The sequence below is a fragment of the Pontibacillus sp. ABV4_188 genome, assembly GCF_056311905.1.
On sequence record NZ_CM149975.1, the window covers coordinates 2486332 to 2511405 of the forward strand.

Genomic DNA, 25074 nt, shown 5'->3' on the forward strand with positions numbered 1-25074 from the left:
CTATTTATCAATTGTTCTTTCTGATAAAAAGGAGTTTCTACATTGCGTTATGACCTACTTTCTTTCTAAATTTCACATCAAATCTTCTCCAAGACGATTCGTTCTCTTTTTCGTTCACAAGTTTCAAATGTTGGAGGGGATGATGAAGGAATCTTTTACGAAACAGGACAATAATGATTCGCAATCTTAAGTAGGCGATTAACATCTTCCGTTGCCACATGTTCACTTAAGCGAGCACCTGCAATGATAGGCGCCCATTGTAGGATTTCCTCTTTCTCCAAACCGCTCTTCTCACAGTATAGACGTAGATACAAATCTGCCAGTTCTTGCGAGTGCTGCAGGTAAAGCAAATACGTACGATACACATCAGCTCGAGGATCGCCCGAACTTGCATCAACCCAGTCAATAATCGTAATATCTGACTCCGATTGAATAAGGTTATATAAGTGAAAATCTCCGTGGCAAATCTTCGGATTATATTGGAATCCCTTTAGTAAATCTATTAGCTTTTGTTTTTGCACAGACTCAATCATAGGAGCTGAAGCAATTTGGTTTGCTAGTTTCTCAGTCATAGACTCCAAACCGTCACCAGGAAATGAATGCATGGTGACTTGAACCTCCACAGACCGCTTTAAATAGCGTTCAGCATGGTCAGGACTTTCCGTAAAGCGTTCTCCAATCGATCTTCCCTTTATGTATTCCATTACAAGGGCCGGTTTACCTTCATGAGTTAGCACGTCAATAATCCGGGGCACAGGAATTCCACAGGAACGGGCATATTCTTGTTTCTTCGCTTCTTTCAGCGCCTCTGTACTTGGTAAATGGTCTTTAAACACTTTTACTACATGTCCGTCACTCATATAAATAATGGCCGTATTTCCTTCTGCGATAGGTTCCCCAAGAATCATGTGCATCTCTCCTTCTATTACTTCAATGCTTGCTTATTCCCAAATTGAGCATAGCTAGATTATTAAAACTTTTTCTTTTTTGGGATGATTTTTATGACTTTTTAATACTTTTAACAATTAAGACACCAATTCCTACACCTATTACCAACATTACTAACATAAGAATGATGCCGAAGATTCCAAAATTACTTAACATCTTATTCACTCCTTTATAAACAAGGTCTACTTTAAACGTTTATCATGTTATATATGCAGGGTTTCCCAAGCTAACAATGCGCATAGTCACAAAAACTGTTAATATTGTAACATATTTGAATTATCTGATTTATGTAAATTCAGGAGGAAATACAAATGAGCTATGTTATGGAACTTAGAAAACTTGTAGGTTCAAGCCCCTTACTATTGCCTGGATCGGCCGTCATTATTATTAATGAGGAAGGTAAGCTATTGCTTCAACATCGGCGTGATGGTGAGTGGGGGCTCCCTGGTGGGTTGATGGAACTGGGTGAAAGCTTGGAGGATACTGCAAGAAGAGAAGTGAAAGAAGAGACAGGTCTTACTCTTGGTGAGTTGGAACTGCTGGATGTTTTCTCTGGACCTGAATATTATTTAAAATTAAGTAATGGAGACGAACTGTATTCGATCACTTCAGTCTATGTGACTTACAATCCATCAGGTAGCATTCAGATGGATGAATCAGAATCTATTGATCTTAAGTATTTCCCCATTCATGAATTGCCTGAAGGACTTAATGAATCATATTGGAATTACATACAAGCGTATTTTGAAAAAAGTACTTTATAACCCTTTCATCCCTGAGGAGGTATTGACTTGAAAATAAAACACATCCTACTCATTGTCGCTTCGGCTACAGTATACATCATTATAATGGTCAGCATCCTCTTAATGATCATGAAGCCTGACAATTCGGATTATGCCTTGTGGCTAAAGAATCACTATGATGTCCGATGCCTCGATGTAACCTGCGATTCATTTGAGGCGGAAGTAGAAAATGAGAACGGAAAAGAAAAGCAAATCACTATGGTTACCGCAAAGGAGAGTTATACTTCTGGTGTATTTACCATGAGAAAAGATGTAGCTTACCGCAATCTCGCAGACCCTTCCTACCACTTGGACTTAAAAGTAAGAGGGTTCTTTGATGAATTTTCAATTATTGAAGAAGAAGTAAACTTGCCCTCTAAGTAAGTTTTATAAAGATAAGGAAGAGACTGGACCTACATCACATGGTCTCTTCCTCCCTTCACTTCATTCACCTTAAATGTTTTTACATTTCTTCCGGTACATCTATTCCGAGCAGACTCAACCCCTCCCAAATCACAACGGCTACAGCTTCTGTTAACGCTAAACGTCCACCTAAGTAAGGCCCTTCTTCTAATATACGTACATTCGCATAATAACTGTTAAACGCTTGACCGAGCTTCAATAGATATTTAGCCACTTTCGAAGGGTCATAGTTTGCTGCAGCCTGTTTGATGACTCCAGGAAAACCATCTAGCTTTTGAACAATAGACCATGTGTACTCCCAGTCCTCTTCTTTAAAGGCATAAGGGGTAGTGACTCCTTCAGCTTTTCTCAAGATCGACTTGGCACGAGCGTACGTATACTGCAAATAAGGAGCCGTGCCCCCTTCAAACTTCAGCATCTCTTCATAAGAGAATTCTACGTCATTGAGGCGATCGTTTTTTACATCATGGAACAGGACTGCTCCAACACCGACCTTCTGTGCCACTTCTTCTTTCTGATTAAGGTCAGGATTCTTTTCTTCAATATTCTCTTTCGCAAACTGGATCGATTTCTGTAGTGCTTCATCTAAGAAAACAACTTTCCCTTTACGAGTGGACATTTTCTTACCGTCTTTAAGCATCATGCCAAAGGGAACGTGCGTAATTTCATCTGCCCAAGTGTAGCCCATTTTCTTCAATACAGCGCGAAGTTGCTTAAAGTGGAGGCTTTGTTCATTTCCAACAACATATAAAGAGGCAGCATAATTGTACGTTTCCTTTCTATATATAGCTGCAGCTAAATCGCGGGTTGTATAAAGTGTCGTACCGTCTGATTTCTGAATCAGAGCAGGTGGCATCCCTTCTTCATCTAAACGTACGACAAGAGCTCCATCCGACTCCTCAAGCAATGACTTCTCTTTTAACATCTTCAAAATCTCTTCGGATTGCTTATGAAAAGAAGATTCTCCTTTGTAAGAATCAAAGGAGACATTAAGAAGATCATAGATCGACCCGAAGGAATGAAGAGATTCTTCTCGAAACCATTCCCATAACTTCGTTGCCTCTTGATCACCTTGTTCGAGTTTTACAAACCAGGAACGTCCTAACTCCTCAAGGGACGGATCTTCTTTTGCTTGATCATGAAATTTCACATATAGCTTAAGTAATTCCTGAATGGGATTGGCACGCACTTTCTCCTCTTCCCCCCACATCGTATAAGCAGCGATTAATTTACCAAATTGCGTCCCCCAATCGCCGAGGTAGTTTAAACGAAATACAGTATAGCCACACTTCTCTAGAATATTGGCTACTGCATTTCCGATTACAGTTGAACGAAGATGCCCCATCGAGAAAGGTTTTGCGATATTGGGACTGGATAAATCCATCGTGATCGTCTTGCCATTGCCAAATGTGTGAGCACCGTAAAGCTTACCCATTAACTGAACGGCTTCTAAAACCTCTTCTGTAAAGGATGTTTTGTTAAAGAAAAAATTCACATATGGTCCAACCGCTTCCATATGAGACACAACAGAAGGTGATGGTTGTAAGTGTATGGATAGCTCATCTGCAATGGAAGCTGGACTTTTCTTGAAGATCTTTGCCAGTTCAAAGCATGGAAATGCAAGGTCACCCATCTTGCTGTGTTTCGGTACTTCCAGTAACGCTTCAATCTTTTCGGGTGATAGGTGTTCGTCTAATTCGTTTGCCAACAACGTCGTAATCTCATGTGTAACATTCATTCTCATATTCCCCTTTCTGCATCAAAAAACCCGCCTCTCCTCCATTACAGGAGGAGAGACGGGTATCGTTTCCGCGGTGCCACTCTCATTACCTTTCAGAAAAAGAAAGGTCAGCTTATGTACTTGATAACGGCAAGTCCCGACAGCCCCTACTTTCATTCAGAGCTATACCTCAAAAGTCCGGTTCATCGCTTGTTTACCACCAGGCTTCCACCATCCCCGGCTCTCTAAAGGTCATCAAACGACTACTCTCTTCTTCACAGGTTAAAATTGTTTAATTGGAAATTATTATATAGAAGGGCTTAAGGTTTGTAAAGGCATTCTGACGAACGAATCACCCTTCTTGTTGGAAATAAACGTTGAGACGTTTATAATAATATCAGAAAGGAGGAAACAGAAATGAAAACACTAAAGAAAGCAGACGTTATTAAAGAAATAAACGAGTTGATTCAATCCTTATCAACAGAAGACAGCGACCATATTAAAACCGACTTGGAACGAATCAAATCCATGATGGAGCAAATCTTAACTGAAGAAGATGAACTGTATTATAACCTTATCAATAAGTCTTTAGGCGAAGACTGGAATAATGAAAAGGATGATGCTTATAATGACATTTAACTCTAAAGACATCGTTTTAGTACCCTTTCCATTTGTCGATCAGAATACTTCCAAGAAACGTCCGGCCATTGTTTTAAATATCTTCACTCACACTCAACAATATAACAAATTAATTTGCGCGGCCATTACTAGCAAAGAGAAAAACCCACATCATGATCGGTATGAACATCAAATTACAAAAACCTCTTCGAACGGTTTACTTTACGAACAACAATGGGTTCTTCCTAATAAAATTTTCACTATAGAAAAAGAACTCGTGTTTAAGAAAATAGGTATAATAGACAATCACGACTTCCACACCACTATGTTAATGCTCCTCGACCTTTTCCCTCACTCCCCTAATTCCATAAATACGTAAGACACCTCATTGCAACTATCATTGATCTACTTCAAAAATACGATCTTCAAAGGACTCACCTTCGTATACCCTCTCAACAAATCGAATTTGGTTTTGGTTTTGATAGACCAATGTAGAAGCTCTTGTTCCATACTTCGGCGTATCAATAAAGAGAGGAGATAAGCTTCGCTCCCATTCTAGAGGAATGCCAGTGTCAGGAAGATCTTGATCACTAGCAGGCTCTGCTCGTTGAAGCGTTTGAAATAGACAAGGATCCAATTCACTTGAGCCACTGTCCAAGCACGCCCCCAATCCTTCTTTACCTTTTTGCACTTTCGGCCACGGTGTATCTAACAGATGATTGCTCAGGCCATAAATGCCTGGCTCTAGTTTCCGAATATCCCGTTCGCGGTTTGAATAATAGAATAAAGATTCCCCATCTGAAACGACGAGATTAAAGCCTGGGTATGAATGGTTCCTCTCATGAACAGCCTCTAGATATTCTCTCGGTGACGCGGTTCCTTTCAAGAAATCACTTACCAACTCCCCGCGCGTACGCTTTCCTTCTGTATCTTCACCTGGGTCTCGATAATTTGTCAGTGCTGCAAAACGCCCTTCCTTCGTGACACCTAGCCATGTTCCCATCTTTTCAAGATCTCTCCCTGCAAGCACATGTGGAGCATCCTCCCAAAAGTGGGCTTTGGCTGTTTCCCTTTGGTAAAACTCATCGCGGTTTGCTGCTACAACTAAATCATAAGTATCATCTATTTTATAAGCAAAGTTAATTAAACACATTGTCCATCCCCTCAATCTTCTATGAACTATTCTGCAATATTGCAAATATCACTAATGACAGTTTGAGTGTCTTTTGCGCCTTTTATTACAAACAAATGATCCGTCTCCGATACTGTAGGTGGTAAAAGATCTTCTTGTTCATTGACAGATTGCCCCTTTAGCACTTCTTCAAACGTAGTGGCAACTCTAAATATGTCGGTACTTCGATTCGTTCGTTCTATTCTTTCTTCCAGGACTTGATTAGGAAGATCGAAGTAAACGAGTATCGTCTTAATCCCTCTTTGGCGAAATTGGTCCAACAGCTTTGAACGACCCACTCTCGATAAATTTGCATTAGATAGAATCAAGTGGGCCTGGGTATAATCTAGTGCATAATCGAGAATGGACTGTGATACGACATATTTCAAAACGTTTGGCCCCTCTTCAGGAAGCATATCTTTATAATGCGTATTTATAAACGTAGCGTGATTGTCCTGATCAATGATATGGGAATTTGATAGATGGTGGTGCAACTCTTTAGCAAATGTGCTTTTACCACTATGGGTTTTTCCAACGGTTAATATAGCGTAGCGATTCAACCTTAATACCTCCTACAACTAGGTTTACCATGAGAACATAAAAGACATGCTTCTATCCATGAAACTAATTCTTTTCTTATTCCCTTAAAACAGCATACACGAGCACTTCCTTACCTGATAACTTAATAAACCGTTCTACTATCATTCCATTCTTTTCAGCTACTCTTCTAGAAGCCATGTTCTCAGGCTGGATAAGGGATATAAGTTTCTTAGCCTTTAAGTGTCGGAATCCATAATGCTTCAGAGAATTAGCCACCTCTGTTGCATAACCCTCCCCCCAATAAGGACGGGCAATCCAATAGCCAATCTCCCATTCCTCTGTCCCCTCAATTGTCTGAGGAACAATTCCAGCGTGTCCAATCTTGACATCATCTTCTTTTCTTATCAGCATCTTCAAACCGAGACTCGGATTCTTGTCATATGTGTCCAGAATCTTTCTCATGAAACGATGAACTCCTTTATCGTCCCTCGGTTTCCCCTCTCCTATATAACTCATCATCTCAGGATCTTGTAGCATAGAAGCAAGAAACGGTTCATCATCCATTCTGTAGTCCCTAAAGTATACTCTCTCCACACCCTCACCTCACCACTGCATTCGTATTACACTAATTATTTCAAATCAACCCACAATCGTCTACTAAATCATGGGATTTCGTCATGTTTTCACCCTGACAAGAATAGTTAATAACGAATGGATTTTTTAGATGAACGATTAAAATTAATTGGAACCGCTTTTCAAGAGTAGTACAATGTGGGAGAAATTTATGCTTTTATGAGGAGGAGATCCAATGGAACGTCCAGCTGGGTTTGGGGTTCGTTTTCTGGCTAACCTTATAGACGGAATCATTGTCGGGGTAATCTTAAGCTTTATTACATTTCTTTTCTATGGTGATTTCTATAAAGAGGATTATAATATTACAGATTTACTAAGCATCCTATACTTAATCATAGTCCCTGTGGTCTGGAAAGGCTATGTGATTGGAAAGCGGTTAATGAATGTTCGGATTGTCAAGAAGAACGGTGAGAATGTTACGATTCTAACCATGATCCTGCGTGTAATCGTTGCAGGTCTTCTTTACGGATTAACAATAGGAATTGCCTTTATCGTCAGTTCCATTATGGTCGCTGTAAGGGAAGACAAGAGAGCGATTCATGACTTTATTGCTGGTACGTATGTGAGGGATGAAAGATAAATAAAGATGTTCCTTTAACCTCACTACTTCTATACGACCCGGCTTGTATGACAGTTAAAAAAATAAGAAAAACCGCAATTCCTAATAGGAATGCGGTTTTTATTTATACAAAGCATTTTTAGATTTAATCTGGACACCTACCTATTGTACAAAAACAAGTTCTGCACTTTCCCCTCTCTTCTTAAGGCTACGCTTCACTCTCCAAATCACAATTCGAGAATGTGTGGCGCTCACCCCAGATGAAATTCTGTAGAACAATTCCCAAGAGTCCTATCACTGCCAAACTTAACCCAATTCCCCTAAAAGCCAGCAATACCCCAAATTGGCTAATGAGAATACCTCCAATCAAGGGGCCAGCGATAAATAAGACACTCAAAGTAGAATCCACAATTCCTGACACCCTGCCAATCGCTTCTTGAGGTGGTTCTTTTTGTATAAGGTAATTGATAGCTGTAAATGTTATTCCATTCCCTATTCCACCAATAATTGAAAGGCCTAGGGCTACAGTCACTAGGTTGAAGGGATCAAGGAAACCAAACCCAAGAACCATGATTCCTATCAACGCACTACCCATACCGAAGAACCATCCATACCTAAGGATTTCATCTAATCGATTTAAATAAAGAACTACAATAAGGGAACCCATCCCAATGCCAGAAATCGCCCACCCCGTTAGTTCAGGTTTATTAGGAAATACCTCACTAAACAACGTTACGATTTGAGTATCAATCATTTGAATCGTTAATGTGCTTACAATCCCAAACATCATGCTGGCAAAGAGGACCTGGCTTTTTAAAACGATACGCCATCCTTCTTTCCATGAAGTGAAGAAACCGCTCGCTTCTTTGATCTCTTGAACTTCATTCTCCCCAAGGTCTTGATGTTTCACTTCTACCTTAAGTAAAATCATCCCAGACAGTATAAAGGAGGCAGCATTCACTACTATGGATACTTCTGGTGAGAAGAAACCCGTTACGGAACCACCGATCAGGGGGCCTACAACTTTCATAAGTTGATATAAGCTTCCATTAATCGTTACTGCTTTCATAATATCTTCTTCTACTACGATGCTTCTCATTAAGCCTTGTTGAGCAGGAAAACTAACTACTCCCACAGCGTTGCGCAAAAAAAGGACAGGGAGCGCAAACCAAGGTGAAGTGGTTAATACGATCAACAGAGTCAGCCCTCCACGAATCCAGTCTGAGTAAATAAGTAGTTTCCGTTTATCTTTTCGATCTGCAAATACACCTGCAAATTGTCCTAATAGGATACTAGGTATAGCATACATAATCGGGATTAGCGCAATTAACATCGGATCTGCTTGCCACGTATATCTGAATAAAATAAGAACAGCTACAAAGTCAAACCAATTGCCAAGGTTCGATAGGGCATTGGCTAAAAAGTAAGGTACAAAATTTCGATTTCGCCAAATGGATTCCTTCTTTTCCATCTTCATCCTCCTCTGATTTTTTTCTTAATCACATCATAATGTGCGAATGTCAGAAGATTATCAGAGGAGAAATTTTAGGCTGCTACCCTAAGTGGTCGTGTAACTGTTTATATATCTTTTGCTCTAAATCCGAAAAATGAAAGCTTTGAGCATACTGATCCATAAGGTGTTGATAACGCTCTGTAATAGCCCCTTTACTATTAAACTCTTTCATAAAGAAAAGAATAAGATTCACACTAATTAACTCACCTGGCGCGTAGCTCGCTTCCGTAAATTGTTTAAACCCTTTGTGGAACCATCTTTCTGCACCCTCATGGTCGTTTTTGTAGAGATGATAGATGCCTTTTATAATAAAGAAGGTGGACTGCTCTCTAGAATAAGGGTATTGCACTAGTAATTGTTCCATATCAAGCAGCTTTTCTTCTATTACTGAGCCGCTTTTTTTCAAAAATGCCAGATATAACTCTGTTAAGTAGAGGAGTGGGATAAAGCCCTCAAGCTCCCTCTCATAAATCTCTTTCTTAGATTCTTGAAACAATTGTTCCGCGTCTTCCAAGTGCTTAGTAAAAATGAGGAGTGGGATACGATTTAAAAGTCTGATTTCGTCTTTATGAAAACTTGGAATGTCCGGTGTATTCATAGCCTTTAAAAAGTAAGATAAACTCTTCTCTTGATCGGGCTGTATGTAAGAATAGATATGTAAAAGATAGTAGCACTTTTCCCAAAAGGTGACTTCCTCCGTTTCGACAAGTCCTCTAATATCCCCTTTCATGAATTGGAGATAAAGGCGACTCTGGCGATCTAAGGTCACACCAAATATGGCTTGATTCTCTTCAAGAACCTTCAAGGCATCCCCTTGTCCATACAAGTGATATTTATGAAACAAAGTATTTACGTTTGTAGATACTTCCCCATCTTTTAATAAAGGACTAACTTGTGTCTCTTTATGAACTCTCAAACGGTACCCCTTCCCTCTTACGGTCTCAATCTCAACCACAGAAGATAAAGCTTTTAGCTTTTTGCGAACTCGGTAGATGTGGTCATCGACCGTTCTGTCAGTTGGGGCTTCTAAATTCCATACCACATCAAGGAGTTCATCTCTTGTGAATATTCTTGAAGGCCATTTATACAGGTATTGAAAAAGCTGGAATTCCTTTGGTAGCAACTGAATGGAAATTGTCCTATATTTTATAATACCTTCGTTTTGTAACAACATAATTTCTCCCATATATCCACCCTCCAAAAAGACTCCTTATACCAATTATTTCAAAACCTTCTGAATCAGTCTATAAAAAGGCCGCAATTTCATTCTAAAATTGCGGCCTTTTCGTAGATAAGAATTAAAGCGTTACACGGCAGGAGGTCCAAACTTCCCATCTCTGAAATCTTGAAAAGCTTGCTTAATCTCTTCCATTGTATTCATAACAAATGGACCATGGGGAACGATGGTCTCCTTAAGTGGACGACCAGAATAAACAAGCACCCTTGTTCTTCTCTTGTTTGCTTTAAGGTGAAGTGTACTTAGCTTTTCTGTGTCTCCATCCTCCTCATAACTCAGTGTAGCAACACCATGTTTCTTTAAGCTAGTACTCTCTTCTCCAATTTCTACGTCCCCTGACAGGACATATAGAAAAGCATTATGATCCTCAGGGAGCTCTAGTGTATACGATGCATCTTCTGTAAGGTTTACTTCGGATAATGTAAAGGGAACGATGGATTCCATTGGCCCTGTTACTCCTGCTATGTTTCCGGCATACACTTTAACGGTGCCTCCGTTGAAACTAACTATCGGAGTATCCTCCGCATACACGTTCTGATAAAGTGTTTCGGTTTGCTTTTGATCTTGAGGTAGATTAAGCCATAATTGAAGAGTGTGAGCAACGTCATCTTCTACTCCATCTTCCGCATGACGAGCAGCCCACCCGGCATTCATATATTGAACATCACCAGGTTCAAGTATATCTCGCCCGCTTCCGTTATCGATGTGCTCTAATCTTCCATCAATCACATACGTAATCGTTTGGAAGCCTCTGTGGGGATGATCTGGAAATGTACCCTTCTTAAACCAATCCTCTGCCATTAGAATAAACGGGTCCAACTCCCGCCAACGCTCGACCGGAAGCACCCAGCCTTTTTGAATAGCCGGGAAGTTCATTTCTTCATACTCCACGTACCAGTAATCTCGTACACTTCTATTTACCTTTTCTTCATTCGCCATAAGAGTAACTCCTCCCAGTTTAATCGTAGTCATAGCAACAACCACAAGATCAGTTCTTCTCCCTGCATTGACAACCTCTTCGTATATTATTATACTAACGTAAGTGAAATAGTTTGTATAGCAACTAAATTCAGGAGGGTATCTTTTGAAGTTATCTTTTCAAGATTATATTAGTATTAAAATTCACCAGACTGACCTGAATCTTACAAAGTTTATTAAATCTAAATTAGAAGATTTCAATCTGGCACCTGAGCAAAACTTAATCATGATGTTGCTTTGGGAAAAAGATGGCCTGACCCAAAATCAACTAGCCGAGAAGCTTGATAAGGACAAGACGAACATAGCAAGAATGTCTTCAAGTCTTGAGAAAAAAGGATACATTTATCGGGCGCACCCTAAGGAAGATCGTCGTTCACTTATGCTGTTCCTTACAGATCGTGGAAAAGAACTTGGTGAAAGAGTCATTCCAGTCGCAGAAGAATTTAATGATATTGTTTGTAAAGGAATCTCAGATGACGAACTAACCGAGCTTGAGCGATTATTAACAAAGATCAATCAGAATGTCCAAAAACAATAGTGGGCTATTCTCCTATATAGTTGCTATAACAACAATTACTTACTGGAGGCATTATTTATGGCAAATGTACTTTTTATAAAAGCAAATTCAAGACCGATTGAACAATCTGTAAGCGTGAAGTTATACCATACATTCTTAGAACAATATAAAGCAAAGCACCCTGAGGACCACATCACTGAGCTTGATTTATTCGAAGAAAATCTTCCTTACTATGACACGGATAAGATCAACGGTATGTTTAAACAAGCAAAAGGAATCGAATTAACGGATCAAGAAGAAGAAGCGGCATCTGTTGTAAACCGTTATTTAGAGCAATTTCTTGCTGCAGACAAAGTTGTGTTCGCCTTCCCTCTTTGGAACTTCACAATACCAGCTGTGTTGCACACGTACTTCGATTATTTAGCACAAGCAGGAAAGACATTCAAATATACAGCAGAAGGACCAGTAGGACTGTTAACGGACAAAAAGGTTGTTCTATTAAACGCTCGAGGCGGAGTGTACTCAGAAGGCCCAGCTCAGTCTGCAGAAATGGCTGTTAATTATGTGACAAATATCTTAAGTTTCTGGGGAATTGAAGATATTACAACACTTGTCATTGAAGGACACAACCAGTTCCCAGACCAAGCAGAAGAAATTATTCAAGATGGCTTAAAGAAAACAGAACAAGTAGCTTTGACATTCTAAAAGAGAAATGAGCCCGAATTTATATAGATTCGGGCTCATTTACTTAGGTTATTCTTTCATTCTATATGAGAGATAAAACAATTGTATCCTAACCATTAAATGTATATTAATATATTTAGGTATAAATGAAAATAAATAACTCATTGCCTCTATCACAATTACCTGATAGTATTACTTTTATTGAATTATCAGAATTAATCATACATAGAATAGGGGCAAGAATTATGCAAAACAAACTCTCAATTTCTAACTACGCCCTGATCGGAACCATGCTGTTTGGTATGTTTTTCGGAGCAGGCAACCTAATCTTTCCGATCCAACTCGGTCAGATGGCAGGGACAAACTTTTGGGCTGGTCTAATTGGATTTTTAATAACAGCAATCGGGCTTCCGTTTATGGGGATCTTAGCCATCGGGCTGTCACGTAGTAACGGCTTACAAGACTTAGCCAGTCGAGTACACCCATTATTCGGAATAACCTTTGCGACGGTACTTTATTTGACGATTGGGCCATTCTTCGCCATTCCGCGTACAGCCACTGTTCCATTTGTAGTCGGCTTTGAGCCATTCTTAAGTGATGGCCAAGTTACATTATGGCTTGGGGTGTTCAGTTTCGTATTTTTCGCTATTGTTTATTATTTTTCTTTAAATCCTGCTAAAGTTATGGATTATATCGGCAAATATTTAACCCCACTTTTCCTGATCTTTCTATTTATTCTGATCGGAGCGGCTATCATAAATCCAATGGGTGGGTTCAGTAGCCCTGCGAGTGATTATATGGATATGGCCTTCATGACAGGTTTTACAGAAGGATACAATACTATGGACGCTTTGGCTTCCCTTGCATTCGGAATCGTGGTCATTAATGCGATTAAATCAAAAGGCGTTACAGAACCTAAGGCTATTGCACAAGCAACATGGAAAGCTGGTGTTGTAGCAATGGGACTCATGATGCTCATTTATGGGCTAATCACTTACATGGGAGCATCAAGTGTAGCTGCGATTGGAACCTTTGATAATGGAGGTCTGATCTTCGCAGAAGTGGCTCAATATTACTTTGGCCCTTTTGGCTCTGTGTTACTTGCCATCATCATCGTGTTAGCTTGTCTAAAAACAAGTATTGGACTCATTACATCATGCAGTGATTACTTTCACTCCATCGTTCCGAAGGTCAGTTACAAATCATTTGTTCTTACTCTATGTCTTGTTTCATTTATCATCGCAAACTTCGGTTTAACGAACATTATCCAGTTTGCGATTCCTGTATTAATGTTCCTATATCCATTAGCGATTGTGCTCATTTTATTAGGACTCACATCCCCGTTATTTGGAAACAAGCGTAGTGTATACACCGTTTCGATGTTTCTTACCTTCTTTGTTAGTGTCATTGACGGATACAAAGCACTAGTTGCGAGCATCCCTGGATGGACCGTATCGGTACTAGAATCTGTTCAATCCTTTTATGCTGACATCTTACCCCTTTATAGTTTAGGGCTTGGTTGGATGCTCCCTGCGATGCTTGGAGTTGTGATTGGTCTTCTATGGCCTAAGCGTTCTGTTGAAACGCCTTATATGTAGCCGAATCAGGAGAAGGCAGCTTCCTCAAGGGAGCTGCCTTCTTGCTATCTCGCCAGTAGGTTACTACTCATTCTTGTTGATCTTTAAGGGGATCAACTTCGCTTCACACGCCTTCTCATAGAATTCTACCGGGCCAGCCTGATCAATAATTGCATAGGGATAATGAAGATTAGCCATCTCTACTAAACACGTATCCAACAATTCTCTGCCAACAAATTGGAATCGCTTATCCTTTGAGGTACCCATCGGCCCAAATACTCCCTTTTCATTGCGAACAAGATCATAGCAGGCAAAGCCTATAATAGAATCGTTTTGTTCAGCAATAAAAATAGGAAGTTCTCCCCTCTCAGGAGAGTCATTGATGTGCTCAAGCCACCTCTCTCCAAATTGAGAACGAATATACTCTTTTAAATAAGGAAGATCCGAATCTGTAACTCTTCTAATTTTATTTTGAGTTGAGAGTTCTTTATGTGTATAACTTCCTAGATACACAGTCATATCTCTTGGTACACATGCTATCTGGAAAACTTCTTTTAACATCTTTTTTGAGAATGTATCTCTAAGAGATGTGTCCAATTCCAATACCGCAAATAGAATATGGCCTTCGTTTATAAGAGCTTGGCCGTAGTTCTCTTTCTTCTCATTTGCACGTTTCAAAACATTCTCTAAAGCCGAACCAATCTTTAACCCATGAAACTCTATGTATTCTTCTGATTCTGTTTTACACGCCGCTTCAATCTGTTCCAAGAAATTATTGCCCAAATGCTGGTACAGATATAAGTGAAGTTCGCCGCACACCCCTGTCGCCTCCTCACAAGCACTAATTAAGAAATGATAAGGCTCTATTATAGTGTTACGACGTCTTAACAAATTAAAAATTCTATCTGCTCGATTGGTAACATTATAGAAGTTGCTCTCCAAATCGTTTCTCCTCCTTAAGCAACATAGTCTACCAATTATTTCAAAAATAGGTGTAAAAAACAATTTTCATTCCTCTCTACCTACTAAAAAAGGCTTCTCCAATGTCTATACGGAGACACAGGAGAAGCCAATTCTATCAATCCATTCAATTCGTTGACGCACGTCCAAGCACCCAATAAGAAACGGAAGCAATACTTGCACAAGAAGCAATAACAATTCCTAACGGAAGAGCAGTTGTGCCGTTTCCTATTCCTACAAGTGGAGAAACAATCGCACCGAGCAAGAATGGAAGCAGCCCTAGAAGTGCTGAAGCACTACCTGCTCGATCTCCCTGGTTATTCATTGTTAATGTAAAGGTAGTTGTGTTCACAATACCAACGCTCGTAATTACAAAGAACAGAGCCACACAAACCCAGATCACCGAAACGTGAAGAACAAGCACAACAAGTAGGAATAAGCTCGACACAATGGATTGAAACAGTCCATATTTGAACATTGAAATTTCTTTCAACCATTTGCTCCCTCGCCCGGTGATTTGTGTAACGAGGACGAGTCCTAATCCATTTATGGCAAAAACCAAACTAAACTGTTGGGCACTCATCCCGTATATGTCTTGTAAGACAAACGTTGACCCTGAAATGTAAGCAAACATCGAACTCATAATAAACCCTTTAGATAATACAAAGCCCATAAAGGTTTTATCTTTTATGAGTTCTCCAAAGGTCAGGAATACTTCTTTGATTCCTCCTGTTTTTCTTTTCTCAATAGGAAGCGTTTCTTGTAAGAACGAAATTACCACGATTAGCATGATCCCCCCTATTGCCGTTAAAACAGCAAAGACACCTCGCCAAGACATCACCTGAAGAAGCTGCCCACCAAACACTGGGGCAACAATTGGCGCAAGACCATTTACAAGCATAAGCGTTGCAAAGAACTTAGTTAAGCTCGGTCCTGAGAATAAATCACGCGCTGTTGCACGTGAGATGACAATCCCCGCCGCTCCCCCTAACCCTTGGAGGAACCGAAGAGCAACAAACGCCCAAATAGAAGTTGTAAAAAAACATAATAGTGATGCTAACGTGTACGTTGCTAGAGCAAATACTAACGGTTTCTTTCTTCCCCTTATATCGCTTAATGGACCCATAATTAACTGACCAACAGCTAAACCAATCAAGCACGCCGTCAAGCTAAGCTGGGTTATGGATACGGATGTGTTTAACTCATCGGCAATGGTAGGTAAAGCCGGCAAATACATATCAATTGTTAACGGACCAAAGGCACTAAGAGAACCTAAAATAATTATAAATGATAAGATATAACTTTTTTTATACATTGGTTCTTCATAATAAGCTGTAGAAGCTTGATTCATAGAACCCCTCCAATCTTTTTTGTACCACGCTATCTTAATCTATACATGGGCTGGAGAGTCAACTAAATAAAAAAAAAAGCAAGTCCCTTACTAATATAAGGAACTTACTTCTTTTAGTGTTTAGGTGTAACTCTTATTTGTATTTCCCTAATATGTTCTTGCTCATTATGAGATATAAAAGATTCAACAATCGTTCTTATGAAAAACGGACCTTCCGGCTCATAACCCATATCAGCAACACACTCTAGAAAATGTTGATAGCTTACTGCTTCTCTAGTTTCCTCTACACCTAGATAAGCCATGGCATAATCTCCTTCGCTCATGATGGTATGCTGGTAATGCCCAATTACACTCGGCTCATCAACCGTAACGAAAATCCCATCATAACCTTCAAGCTCATCTTCCATCACTTGTTCTAGAGAAACCGTGAAACCTACTGTCCCTACCATAACAGGGATATGATCTTTTTTCAGTTCCCTTAGGACTTCTTCAATGTCTTCTAGGGAATGAAACGTACCGCCCACCTTCACAATTCTTCTCTCAGGAAATGTTTGTATCACAGGCTGTTTTGTAACGGAGCTTCTCGAATTTCCAATATCGTTAATCTTTTGTTCTAGAATGGTATTGATGCGTTGTAACTCTTCAACCTTTTGTTCATTCTTTTGTTTATAGGCTGTTAGAATTTCTACGAACTCTGAGACGGTGCTATGTTCTACTTTCTTTTTAATTTCTTTAAGAGGGACACCAATGGACTTAAGAAATGTAATCATATCAAGTCTTTTAAACTGTTCTACAGAGTAGTAACGATACCCTGTTTGCGGGTCTACCTCATGAGGAGTGAACAATCCAATCTCATCATAATAGCGCAAGGTTTTAATAGGTATATTATTTAACTCAGACATTTGACCAATGGTGTATTTCTCGGGCATTTTAGAAAAACCTCAATTCTGCTATTGCTCTAAAGCAGATTTCACTTCATCAGCCATCATACCAACTGGTGGTAGACCACTAGACAAATACCAAACCTCTGGATCAAGGTAAACGATCTGATCGTTTTGGTCTGCTTTTGTTCCGTTAACTAAATCGTTATCTAATACTTCGCTTGCAACTGTATCTCCACCTACTACTTGATCACGGTCTATGACAAATAAATAGGAAGGATTTTGTTCAGAAATGTACTCAAATGATATATCCATTCCATGTGTAGAAGCATCAATATCACTAGCAGCAGGGGTAACACCAAACACATCGTGTAAGATTCCGAATCGAGAACCAGGTCCATAAGCACTTACCTTACCGCCATTTGAAAGGACGATTAAACCATCTTTATCGTTCTCTTTTGCAACGTCCTTAATGGAGGTTACCTTTTCTTCTAATTGCTGTAATTGCGTATCCACTTCTTCTTCTTTCTCAAAAATAGTGCCTAGTGTCTCTAAACCGTCTTTATAAGAGTTCATAAAGTCTTCTGTATCTGCTGATAAGTAAATAGTTGGTGCGATATCCGAAAGATCTTCATAACTTTCTGATTGACGACCTGCGATAATAATTAAATCTGGGTCCATTTCATAGATTGTTTCAAAGTCTGGTTCTTTCAAGCTCCCTACGTTCGTATATTCATCTCCTTCGAACTTTGAAAGATAAGAAGGAATGGAACTTGATTGAGCTACACCACCAACTTCTACATCTAATTTGTCTAACACTGCTAACGTTCCGTAGTTGAACACAACTACGTTTTCTGGTTTCTTATCTACTTCTGCTGTTCCTAGTTCATGCTCAATTGTTATTTTATCTTCCTTTTCATTTGATTCCCCATCAGAAGAAGCCCCTTCTGCATTCCCGTTACAAGCTGCAAGAATCAAAAGCGTAAAAGCAAACATACTCATTAGTAAACCTTTTTTCATCGTTTCCACTTCCTTTAATTTTTATTTGAAATACACGCAAATTCTTTCACCATTAATAACCTGAACCGGTATATCCATTTCGTAAACTTCCTTTAACACAGGACTTGTAATCATTTCATCCCGTGTGCCTTCTTGAACGATCCTTCCATTTTTCAAAGCGACAATTCTGTCTGAATAACAAGAAGCGAAATTAATATCATGGATGACAATGATAACGGTCTTCCCTAATTCTTCCGTCATCTTTCTCAATGCTTTCATAATCTGAACTGAATGCTTCATATCCAGATTGTTCAATGGTTCATCTAATAGAACATAGTCCGTATCTTGAGCAATGATCATAGCAATGTAAGCACGCTGCAATTGACCACCACTCAATTCATCAATATAGCGATCTTCAATCTCTTCTAATTCCATATAGCGAATAGCTCGGTCTACTTCTCTTTTATCTTCTTTCGTTAAACGTCCTTCTGAATACGGAAAACGACCAAAGCTAATCAATTCTCGGACGCGTATGCGAATAGTAATGTGATTACTTTGTTTTAATATAGATAATTCTTTGGCAAGGTCGTTTGGTTTGATGGATTGTATATCACGACCGTGTAAGTAAACGGCTCCTTCATCCTTTGAGATCAACCGGCTGACCATTGATAAGAGTGTACTTTTTCCGGCTCCGTTTGCTCCGATAAAGGAGGTTACCTTCCCTGGATGAATCTGAACAGACACATCGTCGACGACCTTCTTATTTCCGTATGACTTGGAAACCTTTTTAACTTCTACCACGATTGATTCTCCTTTAGTAATAAGTAAAGAAAATAAGTGCCACCTACAAAGTTCACGATTACACTAATCGGCACCGAGAACACGAATAGCCTCTCTACAATGAGTTGACCTCCAACAAGTGTAACGATGCTAATCAACATCGCTCCACTAATTAAATGGAGATGTCGATAAGTCCGGAATAGCTGATGAGACACATTAGCAACAAGTAATCCTAAAAACGTAATCGGACCAACTAAAGCTGTCGAAATGGATACTAGAATGGCTATAATTACAAGCCACTTCCGAACAATCTTGTCATAAGGAACTCCAAGATTAACAGCTTGGTCTTTCCCTAGTGACATAACGTTTAAATACTTTACTAATGGTTTCGAATAAACCCCTATCAAAATTACAAGAAAGAAGGATAGAAGAAGTAATTCATCGTTAACATTATTGAAACTGGCAAACATCGAATCTTGCACAACTGAAAACTCATTCGGGTCAATTAACATTTGCATAAATGACGATATACTAGAGAAGAATGTCCCGCATATGATTCCAATGAGAAGAAGGAAATAAATGTTTCTGCCTTCCATACGGAATACGAGTCTAAATAGTAAGAGTGCAAACACAACCATTAACCCAACAGATAAAAGAAAGTGCCATCCCTTATCCATCATAGCTAGCTGCTGACCACCAAATAAGAAAACAATCGCTGTTTGAATCAGCATGTATAATGAATCGAGACCTATTAAGCTGGGTGTTAAGATTCTGTTATTCGTAATGGTCTGAAAGATAACAGTAGAAAAAGCAATGCAACTCCCAGTCAGAATTATAGCTGCTACCTTTGTAAGTCTTCGTGGAAACACATATCCAAAAGCATTTCCAACATCCCAAAATAAGAATAAAGTAATGAATAAAACAGAAAGGGTGAACAATAGGACGTAACGACGTTTAAGATTCATAGGCTTTCCTCCTCAGCAACAAATAGAGGAAAATACCACTACCTAAAACCCCCACTGTTAATCCAATCGAAATTTCATATGGGAAGATAAGCACTCTACCCAAGATATCGCAAATAAGAACAAACAAAGCTCCCAATAAGGCTGTGTGAAATAGATTCTTCTGCAGATGATCCCCCTGGTAGATTGAAACAATGTTTGGAATAATCAATCCTAAAAATGGAAGCGTCCCAACGGTTAGAATGACAAGAGAAGAAACGAAAGCCACAATGGTAAGCCCAATGTTCCTCACTTGCTGGTACCGTAGGCCAAGGTTACTTGCAAAGTCTTCTCCCATACCAGCAATAGTAAAGCGATTAGCGAATATGTAAGCAAGTAATAAAGCTGGAATACTTAAGTAAAGGAGCTCATACCTCCCCTTTAAGATCATAGAGAAATCTCCTTGTAACCAGGACCCTACGCTTTGAATGAGATCAAAACGATACGCGATAAACGTTGTTAAAGACCCGACAATATTCCCAAACATCAGACCCACAAGTGGAATAAAAATCGTATCTTTAAATTTAATACGATTTAACAGTTGCATAAAGATGAAGGTTCCACCTAAAGCAAATAAGAAAGCAACGGCCATCTTGGTTAGCATGTTTGCTGCAGGAAATAGTATTAATGCAATCAATATTCCTAGACGGGCTGAATCCATAGTACCCGCGGTCGTTGGAGACACAAATTTGTTTTGACTTAGTTGTTGCATTATAAATCCAATAACGCTCATACTCATGCCAGCGATCACTACACTTAATAGCCTTGGGATTCGACTGATTAAAAGAATGTCTCGCTGATGCTCGGTTAGCGATCCAATGTCAAATATCGTTATGTTTGAGACACCTACGAAGACCGACACGAACGATAGCAAGAGTAGCGTAATAACTAAATACCATACTCTCATAAGCTGACTTCTTAATTGATTCCTTATCACGCACGACAAAGATAATCATTCTCAATTAAAAAAGCGTAAACCTCCCCTCTCCATCCTTCATATTCATACATTATACCGATAACGATTATCATTATCAACTATATTTTTATTTCTTATCGTTCAGATGGCTACATTATTCACCTCAAAACTACGGTTAATAGTAAACCCTCCAGTTAGTGGAGGGTCAATATTTTATAGTAAGATATTTGAGTTTACTGACTAGTTGCTGCTAGTTAGTGATGAGACATTAGTCTTTTTACGCCCTAGTGAAAAATGGTTGCTGACATATTCATTGAATACCTCACTCCAATCATAAATATAGTGTTAGGAAAGGAGGTACGTATATGAAACGTTTGTCTAAGGGTTCTAGCACGATCCGCAGTACGCTTAACTACCCTTCTGATATGGTCACCACAATAAAAAAAGGGTTAGACCCAACTTCCACCAAAAAGGATGTCATCATTATTGGCGCGGGGCTTGCTGGTCTTGTATCAGGCTCACTCTTAAAAAAAGCCGGGCACCAGGTGACCATTCTTGAGGCGAATGATCGGGTAGGAGGAAGAGTGTATACAAAGAGAGAGCCTTTTTCGAAAGGGAATTATTTAGATTTCGGCGCAATGCGCATCCCCGACAATCATCCCCTCGTCTTTCAATACATAAAACAATTTAACCTTCCTTATAATCGTTTTCTTAATTCAAGTCCAAAAGATGTGATCTATGCTAATGGCGTAAAGACAACAAGAGAAGAGTATAATCAAAATCCAGAGGTGTTGAATTTCCCCTTAGAACCAGAAGAACAAGGAAAAACCGCTGCGGAATTACTCATTAATGCTGTTCAACCGTTTATGACACTGTATGAGGCAAGCAATGAAGAGGAACGGAAAATCTTATTAGAAAAATTTGATCGTTATTCAATAGAGAACTATTTACGATTTAACCCCCTTGGCCCTTCTTTATCACCTAATGCAATTCGATTAGTTAAGGTGATGCTTGGTATTGAAGGATTTGCCGAACTATCATTTACTAATATCTTGTTTGACATCGTCAATACCGTTTTCAACGAAGACTTGGAATTTTATGAAATTACAGGTGGAAATGATCAATTGCCGAAATCTTTCCTAACAGAACTCAAAGGGGATATTAAATTTAATGAAAAAGTTATACGAATTATTAATCGCGAAGATGAAGTATTGGTGCTAGCTCGTAACACAATAACAGGTGAAATTGATACGTATCGAGGGGACTATTTGATTATTACCGTACCTTTCTCAGTGTTGCAATTTATTGAGGTGTATCCGTATGAAACGTTTTCGTTCGATAAATGGAAAGCGATACGGGAATTACATTACGTGGCCGCTACAAAAGTAGGAATCGAATTCAAAAAGAGATTTTGGCAGAAAGAAGGCTTAGAAGGAGCAAACCTTATTACAGATTTCCCTAACCGCTTTATTTACACCCCTAGCCCCGCATCTCCCACTCAGGGTCCTGGAGTTGTTCTAGCAAGCTACAGCTGGGGGGATAACGCGAAGCTATGGAATGCACTCCCTGAGGAGGAGAGAATAAATCAAGCTTTACAAGATCTTGCGAAGATACATGGGCCAGAAGTTTATAGTGAGTTTCTAAATGGAGCTTCTTATAGTTGGAGTCAAAATCCTTATTCAGCAGGTTGTTTCACCCTTTTTAAGCCTAACCAAGGCGCAACCTACCCTGAGATTATTGAAAAGCCAGAAGGACGCATACACTTCGCAGGAGAACACGCTTCAGATTTCCACGGATGGATCGAGGGAGCCATTCAATCCGGTATACGGGCTGCAAATGAAGTGAATAATCGGGAGTGAATCACTAATAGCCCGGTTTCTCCTATGAGAAGCCAGGCTATTTTGGGATGATTCGATACTGAATGGTTAAAAAGGGAACAGAAAATAACCACATCTTATGTATGGCGCGCAGGTCTCCTTCCCCCACTTCTTCCACGAGAAAGTATTCTTCAATCGGCAATTTGAAGCGCTTTTGTTTAACTGTTAAATACGTTCCTGAATCAGCTTTTTTTGATGTGAAGCGTTTGCTAGATAAACTCAAGCGACTTCCCATTTGATTCAGCTCAAGAACCCCTGTCATAGTAGACCAGGGCAAGGGAAGTCCGATATTCATATAGGTACGCTCTCTCGTCTTATGAAAAGAATAGATGGCAATAAAACAAACCTCTTCCCCTATTCTTCGCACCCACGCCCTAGGACGGGGTCTACCATCTGTCTCTTCTGAAACAGGAACAATATCGCCTGTCATTTCCACTTCCTTACTCGATAAGGGCAAGTTAATTTGTTCTGTTCTCTTACTAAACATGCGATAAACAAAGGCAAAAGGCTTAAACCATGTTTTCCACTTTACTTTTGCAAATAAGCGATAGGACGTTGTTCGTTCATAAAAGTCAATAATCACGGGGGACAAGGTATGTAGATCAATATCTTCATATATTCTCATGTCTTCTACTAACCCTACCTCTTTCCTTCGCTTATCCTTGTGTTCCGCAAGGACTTCTTCACCGACATGAAATGCACCTCTAATTCGACTAGTTGGGATGTTACGTATCATTTGTAAATTCACCTTCATAGGAAAAAATCGTACCCATCATAGGATTCTGGACACTTACATAGATTTCATAAACTCCACGCTCGTCATTAAAGGTTTCAACCACAGTGGCTATCCCTTGAAGGAAGCGTGGCAAAGGAAGTTCCTTTTTCCCAAATACCGCACGCTGTCTCTTTGACTGAATGTGTAAGCCACCGTTTTCAAGGACGGTTAAAGCTAAATCAGAATACATCACAGATGGTTCACCTAGATAGTCTTTAATAATCTTTCGGTCAGGATCGAGACTCATAAGTGCATTGAAATACCGCTTCTTACCGTTGAAATAAAACACCCGCTCCCAATGTACTTGTTCCTCGCCCATCTCACCAAATTGAGGCTTATGCTGAATCGTAAAAGGAATGAACGTTCCTTCCTCAGGAAACATGAGCTTTCTTCTTGTCCCCATCAACTTTAGAGGGAACATCCATTTTGGGCCACCACATATTCTTTTCATGACTCCAGATCCTTTATATGTATTGTTTTCGATATGCTTGTAGCGTTGTTGAAGCATGGGATGTAACTTCTTGAACTCATACCCTAATACTTGTGAATAAATTGGCATTAAACTGCCTCCTCCCTCTTACGCTTGCAATTCTTAGCAGTTGGTACATCCCTACTCACTGCAAGTCCCAGTAAAGACAACAGAAATAAGCCACTATTGAAGGTTAATGGGCTAAACGGATGAGTTAACGTACTTGGGTCTGACATAATGGCCGATAAGGTAAGTACAGGAAAAGCGAACACCTGCAAATAATACAGCCACCTTCGCCTCTTTATAAACCACCACGTGAGACCAAATAGAATTTCTGCAATTCCCATCCACACGACTACAGAACCCGCTCCTACCGAGAAGGGCAGTAAACTTTCTGCTAGCGCTATTTCTTCTGGATGTTTATACAGGACTTTAGGAATCAATCCATGATAAATCCATACAAAGGAAAAGAAAAAGGATAAGATCCAATAAGCGAAGAACTGTATGTACTGGGTCTTAGGTGCTACCCCTTTTTCAAGCCATCGTTTAAGGACATCAAAACTCAGTGCTGTTGCCCATCCAATCATAGGACGAAAGAACAATGTGTCTATCCATGCCCCAACCTTACCAAATCTTGTTTGATAATCGTATTGAGTTAGAAATGTCATCTCTTTATCCGATTTCGGGATGTACTTCCAGTAGCCTCTTCCTTCTGTAATGATAGAGATCTTTTGATCTGTACCAAAGTGAAGAGAGGACGTTTTTGAACCATCCTTACCATCATGAGTCCCCTTACTTCTCCCCCATCCCTCAACGGAAAGACCCAGTCCTATGTTTGTTTTGTATGTAAACTCTTGCGGTTCATAATCGTGGTTCTTAGGTTGATAAGTAATTGAAGAAAAGCGTAGATCCCACTGTTCATGCCTGCCTGGACTTTGCGAAGCTTCCCATAAATCATCCATCTCTGCACGGATAGGAATCTCTACATAGATCGGATTCCGATTCACCATATATCATCACTCCTATTCTCCTAACTTACTCCTATAAGTTTAGCAGGAATAGAAAGATTCTGATAACCCTAACTAGAGGCATAAAGACCTAATTTGATAGAGACCCAAAATACTAAGTCTACTATCCTATTTTATTTTTCTGAAAATTTTGTTAA

At 39.6% G+C, this 25074-nt stretch carries 27 protein-coding genes and 1 other annotated feature; of the genes, 9 read left to right on the forward strand and 18 right to left on the reverse strand.

Features of this window, described 5'->3' with window-relative positions:
* Window positions 1-155: 155 nt before the first annotated feature.
* The gene (locus ACYX4O_RS12800; protein WP_476351460.1) at window positions 156-908 is read right to left on the reverse strand and encodes a phosphotransferase family protein; all 753 of its coding nucleotides are present in this window, start codon (window positions 906-908) and stop codon (window positions 156-158) included.
* 351 nt (window positions 909-1259) lie between these two features.
* On the opposite strand from ACYX4O_RS12800, the gene ACYX4O_RS12805 reads away from it, so the two are divergent.
* Together ACYX4O_RS12805 and ACYX4O_RS12810 are read left to right on the forward strand one after the other, a co-directional pair.
* A complete protein-coding gene (locus ACYX4O_RS12805) occupies window positions 1260-1712 on the forward strand; it encodes an NUDIX hydrolase (RefSeq protein ID WP_476351461.1) in 453 nt (150 codons plus the stop codon).
* A 27-nt stretch (window positions 1713-1739) separates the two neighbouring features.
* Window positions 1740-2114 carry a hypothetical protein gene (locus ACYX4O_RS12810; RefSeq protein WP_476351462.1) on the forward strand — a complete coding sequence of 125 codons (375 nt, stop codon included), beginning with the start codon at window positions 1740-1742 and terminating at the stop codon, window positions 2112-2114.
* A gap of 79 nt (window positions 2115-2193) precedes the next feature.
* Here the strand turns inward: ACYX4O_RS12810 and argS are convergent, their stop codons facing one another.
* On the reverse strand, window positions 2194-3891 hold the full coding sequence (gene argS, locus ACYX4O_RS12815; RefSeq protein ID WP_476351463.1) for an arginine--tRNA ligase: 1698 nt from the start codon (window positions 3889-3891) through the stop codon (window positions 2194-2196).
* Between the two features lie 51 nt (window positions 3892-3942).
* Window positions 3943-4161: a binding site (T-box leader), on the reverse strand.
* 129 nt (window positions 4162-4290) lie between these two features.
* Here argS and ACYX4O_RS12820 point away from each other — a divergent pair.
* Together ACYX4O_RS12820 and ACYX4O_RS12825 are read left to right on the forward strand one after the other, a co-directional pair.
* On the forward strand, window positions 4291-4512 hold the full coding sequence (locus ACYX4O_RS12820; RefSeq protein ID WP_476351464.1) for a hypothetical protein: 222 nt from the start codon (window positions 4291-4293) through the stop codon (window positions 4510-4512).
* Window positions 4502-4870, forward strand: a complete 369-nt coding sequence (locus ACYX4O_RS12825; RefSeq protein ID WP_476351465.1) for a type II toxin-antitoxin system PemK/MazF family toxin — start codon at window positions 4502-4504, stop codon at window positions 4868-4870. The genes ACYX4O_RS12820 and ACYX4O_RS12825 overlap by 11 nt, the downstream gene beginning before the upstream one ends.
* Window positions 4871-4888: 18 nt before the next feature.
* Here the strand turns inward: ACYX4O_RS12825 and ACYX4O_RS12830 are convergent, their stop codons facing one another.
* The 3 genes from ACYX4O_RS12830 to ACYX4O_RS12840 form a co-directional block, all read right to left on the reverse strand.
* The gene (locus ACYX4O_RS12830) at window positions 4889-5644 is read right to left on the reverse strand and encodes an NRDE family protein (protein WP_476351466.1); all 756 of its coding nucleotides are present in this window, start codon (window positions 5642-5644) and stop codon (window positions 4889-4891) included.
* Window positions 5645-5670: 26 nt separating this feature from the next.
* Entirely contained in the window at window positions 5671-6222 is a 552-nt protein-coding gene (locus ACYX4O_RS12835) for an ATP-binding protein (protein WP_476351467.1), read from the reverse strand.
* Window positions 6223-6298: 76 nt separating this feature from the next.
* The gene (locus ACYX4O_RS12840) at window positions 6299-6796 is read right to left on the reverse strand and encodes a GNAT family N-acetyltransferase (RefSeq protein ID WP_476351468.1); all 498 of its coding nucleotides are present in this window, start codon (window positions 6794-6796) and stop codon (window positions 6299-6301) included.
* A 214-nt stretch (window positions 6797-7010) separates the two neighbouring features.
* On the opposite strand from ACYX4O_RS12840, the gene ACYX4O_RS12845 reads away from it, so the two are divergent.
* Entirely contained in the window at window positions 7011-7415 is a 405-nt protein-coding gene (locus ACYX4O_RS12845; protein WP_476351469.1) for an RDD family protein, read from the forward strand.
* Between the two features lie 187 nt (window positions 7416-7602).
* Here ACYX4O_RS12845 and ACYX4O_RS12850 read toward each other — a convergent pair whose 3' ends face one another.
* From ACYX4O_RS12850 to ACYX4O_RS12860, 3 genes are all read right to left on the reverse strand, one after another.
* Entirely contained in the window at window positions 7603-8865 is a 1263-nt protein-coding gene (locus ACYX4O_RS12850; RefSeq protein ID WP_476351470.1) for an MFS transporter, read from the reverse strand.
* An 82-nt stretch (window positions 8866-8947) separates the two neighbouring features.
* Window positions 8948-10093, reverse strand: a complete 1146-nt coding sequence (locus ACYX4O_RS12855) for a winged helix-turn-helix domain-containing protein (protein ID WP_476351471.1) — start codon at window positions 10091-10093, stop codon at window positions 8948-8950.
* A 120-nt stretch (window positions 10094-10213) separates the two neighbouring features.
* Complete coding sequence (locus ACYX4O_RS12860; protein ID WP_476351472.1) at window positions 10214-11083, reverse strand: pirin family protein; 870 nt, start codon at window positions 11081-11083, stop codon at window positions 10214-10216.
* Window positions 11084-11228: 145 nt separating this feature from the next.
* Here ACYX4O_RS12860 and ACYX4O_RS12865 point away from each other — a divergent pair, with 145 nt between their 5' ends.
* From ACYX4O_RS12865 to brnQ, 3 genes are all read left to right on the forward strand, one after another.
* Complete coding sequence (locus tag ACYX4O_RS12865; RefSeq protein WP_476351473.1) at window positions 11229-11660, forward strand: MarR family winged helix-turn-helix transcriptional regulator; 432 nt, start codon at window positions 11229-11231, stop codon at window positions 11658-11660.
* Window positions 11661-11717: 57 nt separating this feature from the next.
* Window positions 11718-12344 carry an FMN-dependent NADH-azoreductase gene (locus ACYX4O_RS12870; protein WP_476351474.1) on the forward strand — a complete coding sequence of 209 codons (627 nt, stop codon included), beginning with the start codon at window positions 11718-11720 and terminating at the stop codon, window positions 12342-12344.
* Window positions 12345-12568: 224 nt separating this feature from the next.
* The gene (gene brnQ, locus ACYX4O_RS12875; protein WP_476351475.1) at window positions 12569-13921 is read left to right on the forward strand and encodes a branched-chain amino acid transport system II carrier protein; all 1353 of its coding nucleotides are present in this window, start codon (window positions 12569-12571) and stop codon (window positions 13919-13921) included.
* Between the two features lie 63 nt (window positions 13922-13984).
* Here the strand turns inward: brnQ and ACYX4O_RS12880 are convergent, their stop codons facing one another.
* The 7 genes from ACYX4O_RS12880 to ACYX4O_RS12910 form a co-directional block, all read right to left on the reverse strand.
* The gene (locus tag ACYX4O_RS12880; RefSeq protein ID WP_476351476.1) at window positions 13985-14905 is read right to left on the reverse strand and encodes a GNAT family N-acetyltransferase; all 921 of its coding nucleotides are present in this window, start codon (window positions 14903-14905) and stop codon (window positions 13985-13987) included.
* A gap of 82 nt (window positions 14906-14987) precedes the next feature.
* The gene (locus tag ACYX4O_RS12885) at window positions 14988-16175 is read right to left on the reverse strand and encodes a multidrug effflux MFS transporter (protein WP_476357129.1); all 1188 of its coding nucleotides are present in this window, start codon (window positions 16173-16175) and stop codon (window positions 14988-14990) included.
* 149 nt (window positions 16176-16324) lie between these two features.
* The gene (locus ACYX4O_RS12890) at window positions 16325-17140 is read right to left on the reverse strand and encodes a MerR family transcriptional regulator (RefSeq protein ID WP_476351477.1); all 816 of its coding nucleotides are present in this window, start codon (window positions 17138-17140) and stop codon (window positions 16325-16327) included.
* 21 nt (window positions 17141-17161) lie between these two features.
* Window positions 17162-18112 (reverse strand): siderophore ABC transporter substrate-binding protein, encoded by a 951-nt coding sequence (locus tag ACYX4O_RS12895; RefSeq protein WP_476351478.1) that lies wholly within the window; start codon window positions 18110-18112, stop codon window positions 17162-17164.
* A gap of 21 nt (window positions 18113-18133) precedes the next feature.
* Complete coding sequence (locus ACYX4O_RS12900) at window positions 18134-18892, reverse strand: iron ABC transporter ATP-binding protein (protein WP_476351479.1); 759 nt, start codon at window positions 18890-18892, stop codon at window positions 18134-18136.
* Window positions 18886-19836: an iron chelate uptake ABC transporter family permease subunit gene (locus ACYX4O_RS12905; protein ID WP_476351480.1), complete on the reverse strand. Its 951-nt coding sequence runs from the start codon at window positions 19834-19836 to the stop codon at window positions 18886-18888. The genes ACYX4O_RS12900 and ACYX4O_RS12905 overlap by 7 nt, the downstream gene beginning before the upstream one ends.
* Entirely contained in the window at window positions 19826-20779 is a 954-nt protein-coding gene (locus ACYX4O_RS12910; RefSeq protein ID WP_476351481.1) for an ABC transporter permease, read from the reverse strand. The genes ACYX4O_RS12905 and ACYX4O_RS12910 overlap by 11 nt, the downstream gene beginning before the upstream one ends.
* A gap of 374 nt (window positions 20780-21153) precedes the next feature.
* On the opposite strand from ACYX4O_RS12910, the gene ACYX4O_RS12915 reads away from it, so the two are divergent.
* Window positions 21154-22647, forward strand: coding sequence for a flavin monoamine oxidase family protein (locus ACYX4O_RS12915; RefSeq protein ID WP_476351482.1), 1494 nt, complete (start codon window positions 21154-21156; stop codon window positions 22645-22647).
* A gap of 37 nt (window positions 22648-22684) precedes the next feature.
* On the opposite strand, the gene ACYX4O_RS12920 is transcribed toward ACYX4O_RS12915, so the two are convergent.
* The 3 genes from ACYX4O_RS12920 to ACYX4O_RS12930 are packed head-to-tail and all read right to left on the reverse strand — an operon-like array spanning window position 22685 to window position 24919.
* Window positions 22685-23401 (reverse strand): hypothetical protein, encoded by a 717-nt coding sequence (locus tag ACYX4O_RS12920; RefSeq protein ID WP_476351483.1) that lies wholly within the window; start codon window positions 23399-23401, stop codon window positions 22685-22687.
* Window positions 23391-23999 (reverse strand): DUF4166 domain-containing protein, encoded by a 609-nt coding sequence (locus tag ACYX4O_RS12925; protein WP_476351484.1) that lies wholly within the window; start codon window positions 23997-23999, stop codon window positions 23391-23393. The genes ACYX4O_RS12920 and ACYX4O_RS12925 overlap by 11 nt, the downstream gene beginning before the upstream one ends.
* Window positions 23999-24919: a DoxX-like family protein gene (locus ACYX4O_RS12930; protein ID WP_476351485.1), complete on the reverse strand. Its 921-nt coding sequence runs from the start codon at window positions 24917-24919 to the stop codon at window positions 23999-24001. Before ACYX4O_RS12930 ends, ACYX4O_RS12925 begins: the two co-directional genes overlap by 1 nt.
* Window positions 24920-25074: the final 155 nt, after the last annotated feature.

Coding starts and splice junctions, on each gene's coding strand:
- ACYX4O_RS12910 (WP_476351481.1), bottom strand. CDS start 20,779: ATGAGAGTATGGTATTTAGTTATTACGCTACTCTTGCTATCGTTCGTG.
- ACYX4O_RS12930 (WP_476351485.1), bottom strand. CDS start 24,919: ATGGTGAATCGGAATCCGATCTATGTAGAGATTCCTATCCGTGCAGAG.
- brnQ (WP_476351475.1), top strand. CDS start 12,569: ATGCAAAACAAACTCTCAATTTCTAACTACGCCCTGATCGGAACCATG.
- ACYX4O_RS12885 (WP_476357129.1), bottom strand. CDS start 16,175: ATGTATAAAAAAAGTTATATCTTATCATTTATAATTATTTTAGGTTCT.
- ACYX4O_RS12925 (WP_476351484.1), bottom strand. CDS start 23,999: ATGCCAATTTATTCACAAGTATTAGGGTATGAGTTCAAGAAGTTACAT.
- ACYX4O_RS12800 (WP_476351460.1), bottom strand. CDS start 908: ATGATTCTTGGGGAACCTATCGCAGAAGGAAATACGGCCATTATTTAT.
- ACYX4O_RS12860 (WP_476351472.1), bottom strand. CDS start 11,083: ATGGCGAATGAAGAAAAGGTAAATAGAAGTGTACGAGATTACTGGTAC.
- ACYX4O_RS12855 (WP_476351471.1), bottom strand. CDS start 10,093: ATGGGAGAAATTATGTTGTTACAAAACGAAGGTATTATAAAATATAGG.
- argS (WP_476351463.1), bottom strand. CDS start 3,891: ATGAATGTTACACATGAGATTACGACGTTGTTGGCAAACGAATTAGAC.
- ACYX4O_RS12920 (WP_476351483.1), bottom strand. CDS start 23,401: ATGATACGTAACATCCCAACTAGTCGAATTAGAGGTGCATTTCATGTC.
- ACYX4O_RS12830 (WP_476351466.1), bottom strand. CDS start 5,644: ATGTGTTTAATTAACTTTGCTTATAAAATAGATGATACTTATGATTTA.
- ACYX4O_RS12845 (WP_476351469.1), top strand. CDS start 7,011: ATGGAACGTCCAGCTGGGTTTGGGGTTCGTTTTCTGGCTAACCTTATA.
- ACYX4O_RS12890 (WP_476351477.1), bottom strand. CDS start 17,140: ATGCCCGAGAAATACACCATTGGTCAAATGTCTGAGTTAAATAATATA.
- ACYX4O_RS12905 (WP_476351480.1), bottom strand. CDS start 19,836: ATGAATCTTAAACGTCGTTACGTCCTATTGTTCACCCTTTCTGTTTTA.
- ACYX4O_RS12850 (WP_476351470.1), bottom strand. CDS start 8,865: ATGGAAAAGAAGGAATCCATTTGGCGAAATCGAAATTTTGTACCTTAC.
- ACYX4O_RS12915 (WP_476351482.1), top strand. CDS start 21,154: ATGAAACGTTTGTCTAAGGGTTCTAGCACGATCCGCAGTACGCTTAAC.
- ACYX4O_RS12895 (WP_476351478.1), bottom strand. CDS start 18,112: ATGAAAAAAGGTTTACTAATGAGTATGTTTGCTTTTACGCTTTTGATT.
- ACYX4O_RS12820 (WP_476351464.1), top strand. CDS start 4,291: ATGAAAACACTAAAGAAAGCAGACGTTATTAAAGAAATAAACGAGTTG.
- ACYX4O_RS12825 (WP_476351465.1), top strand. CDS start 4,502: ATGACATTTAACTCTAAAGACATCGTTTTAGTACCCTTTCCATTTGTC.
- ACYX4O_RS12870 (WP_476351474.1), top strand. CDS start 11,718: ATGGCAAATGTACTTTTTATAAAAGCAAATTCAAGACCGATTGAACAA.
- ACYX4O_RS12805 (WP_476351461.1), top strand. CDS start 1,260: ATGAGCTATGTTATGGAACTTAGAAAACTTGTAGGTTCAAGCCCCTTA.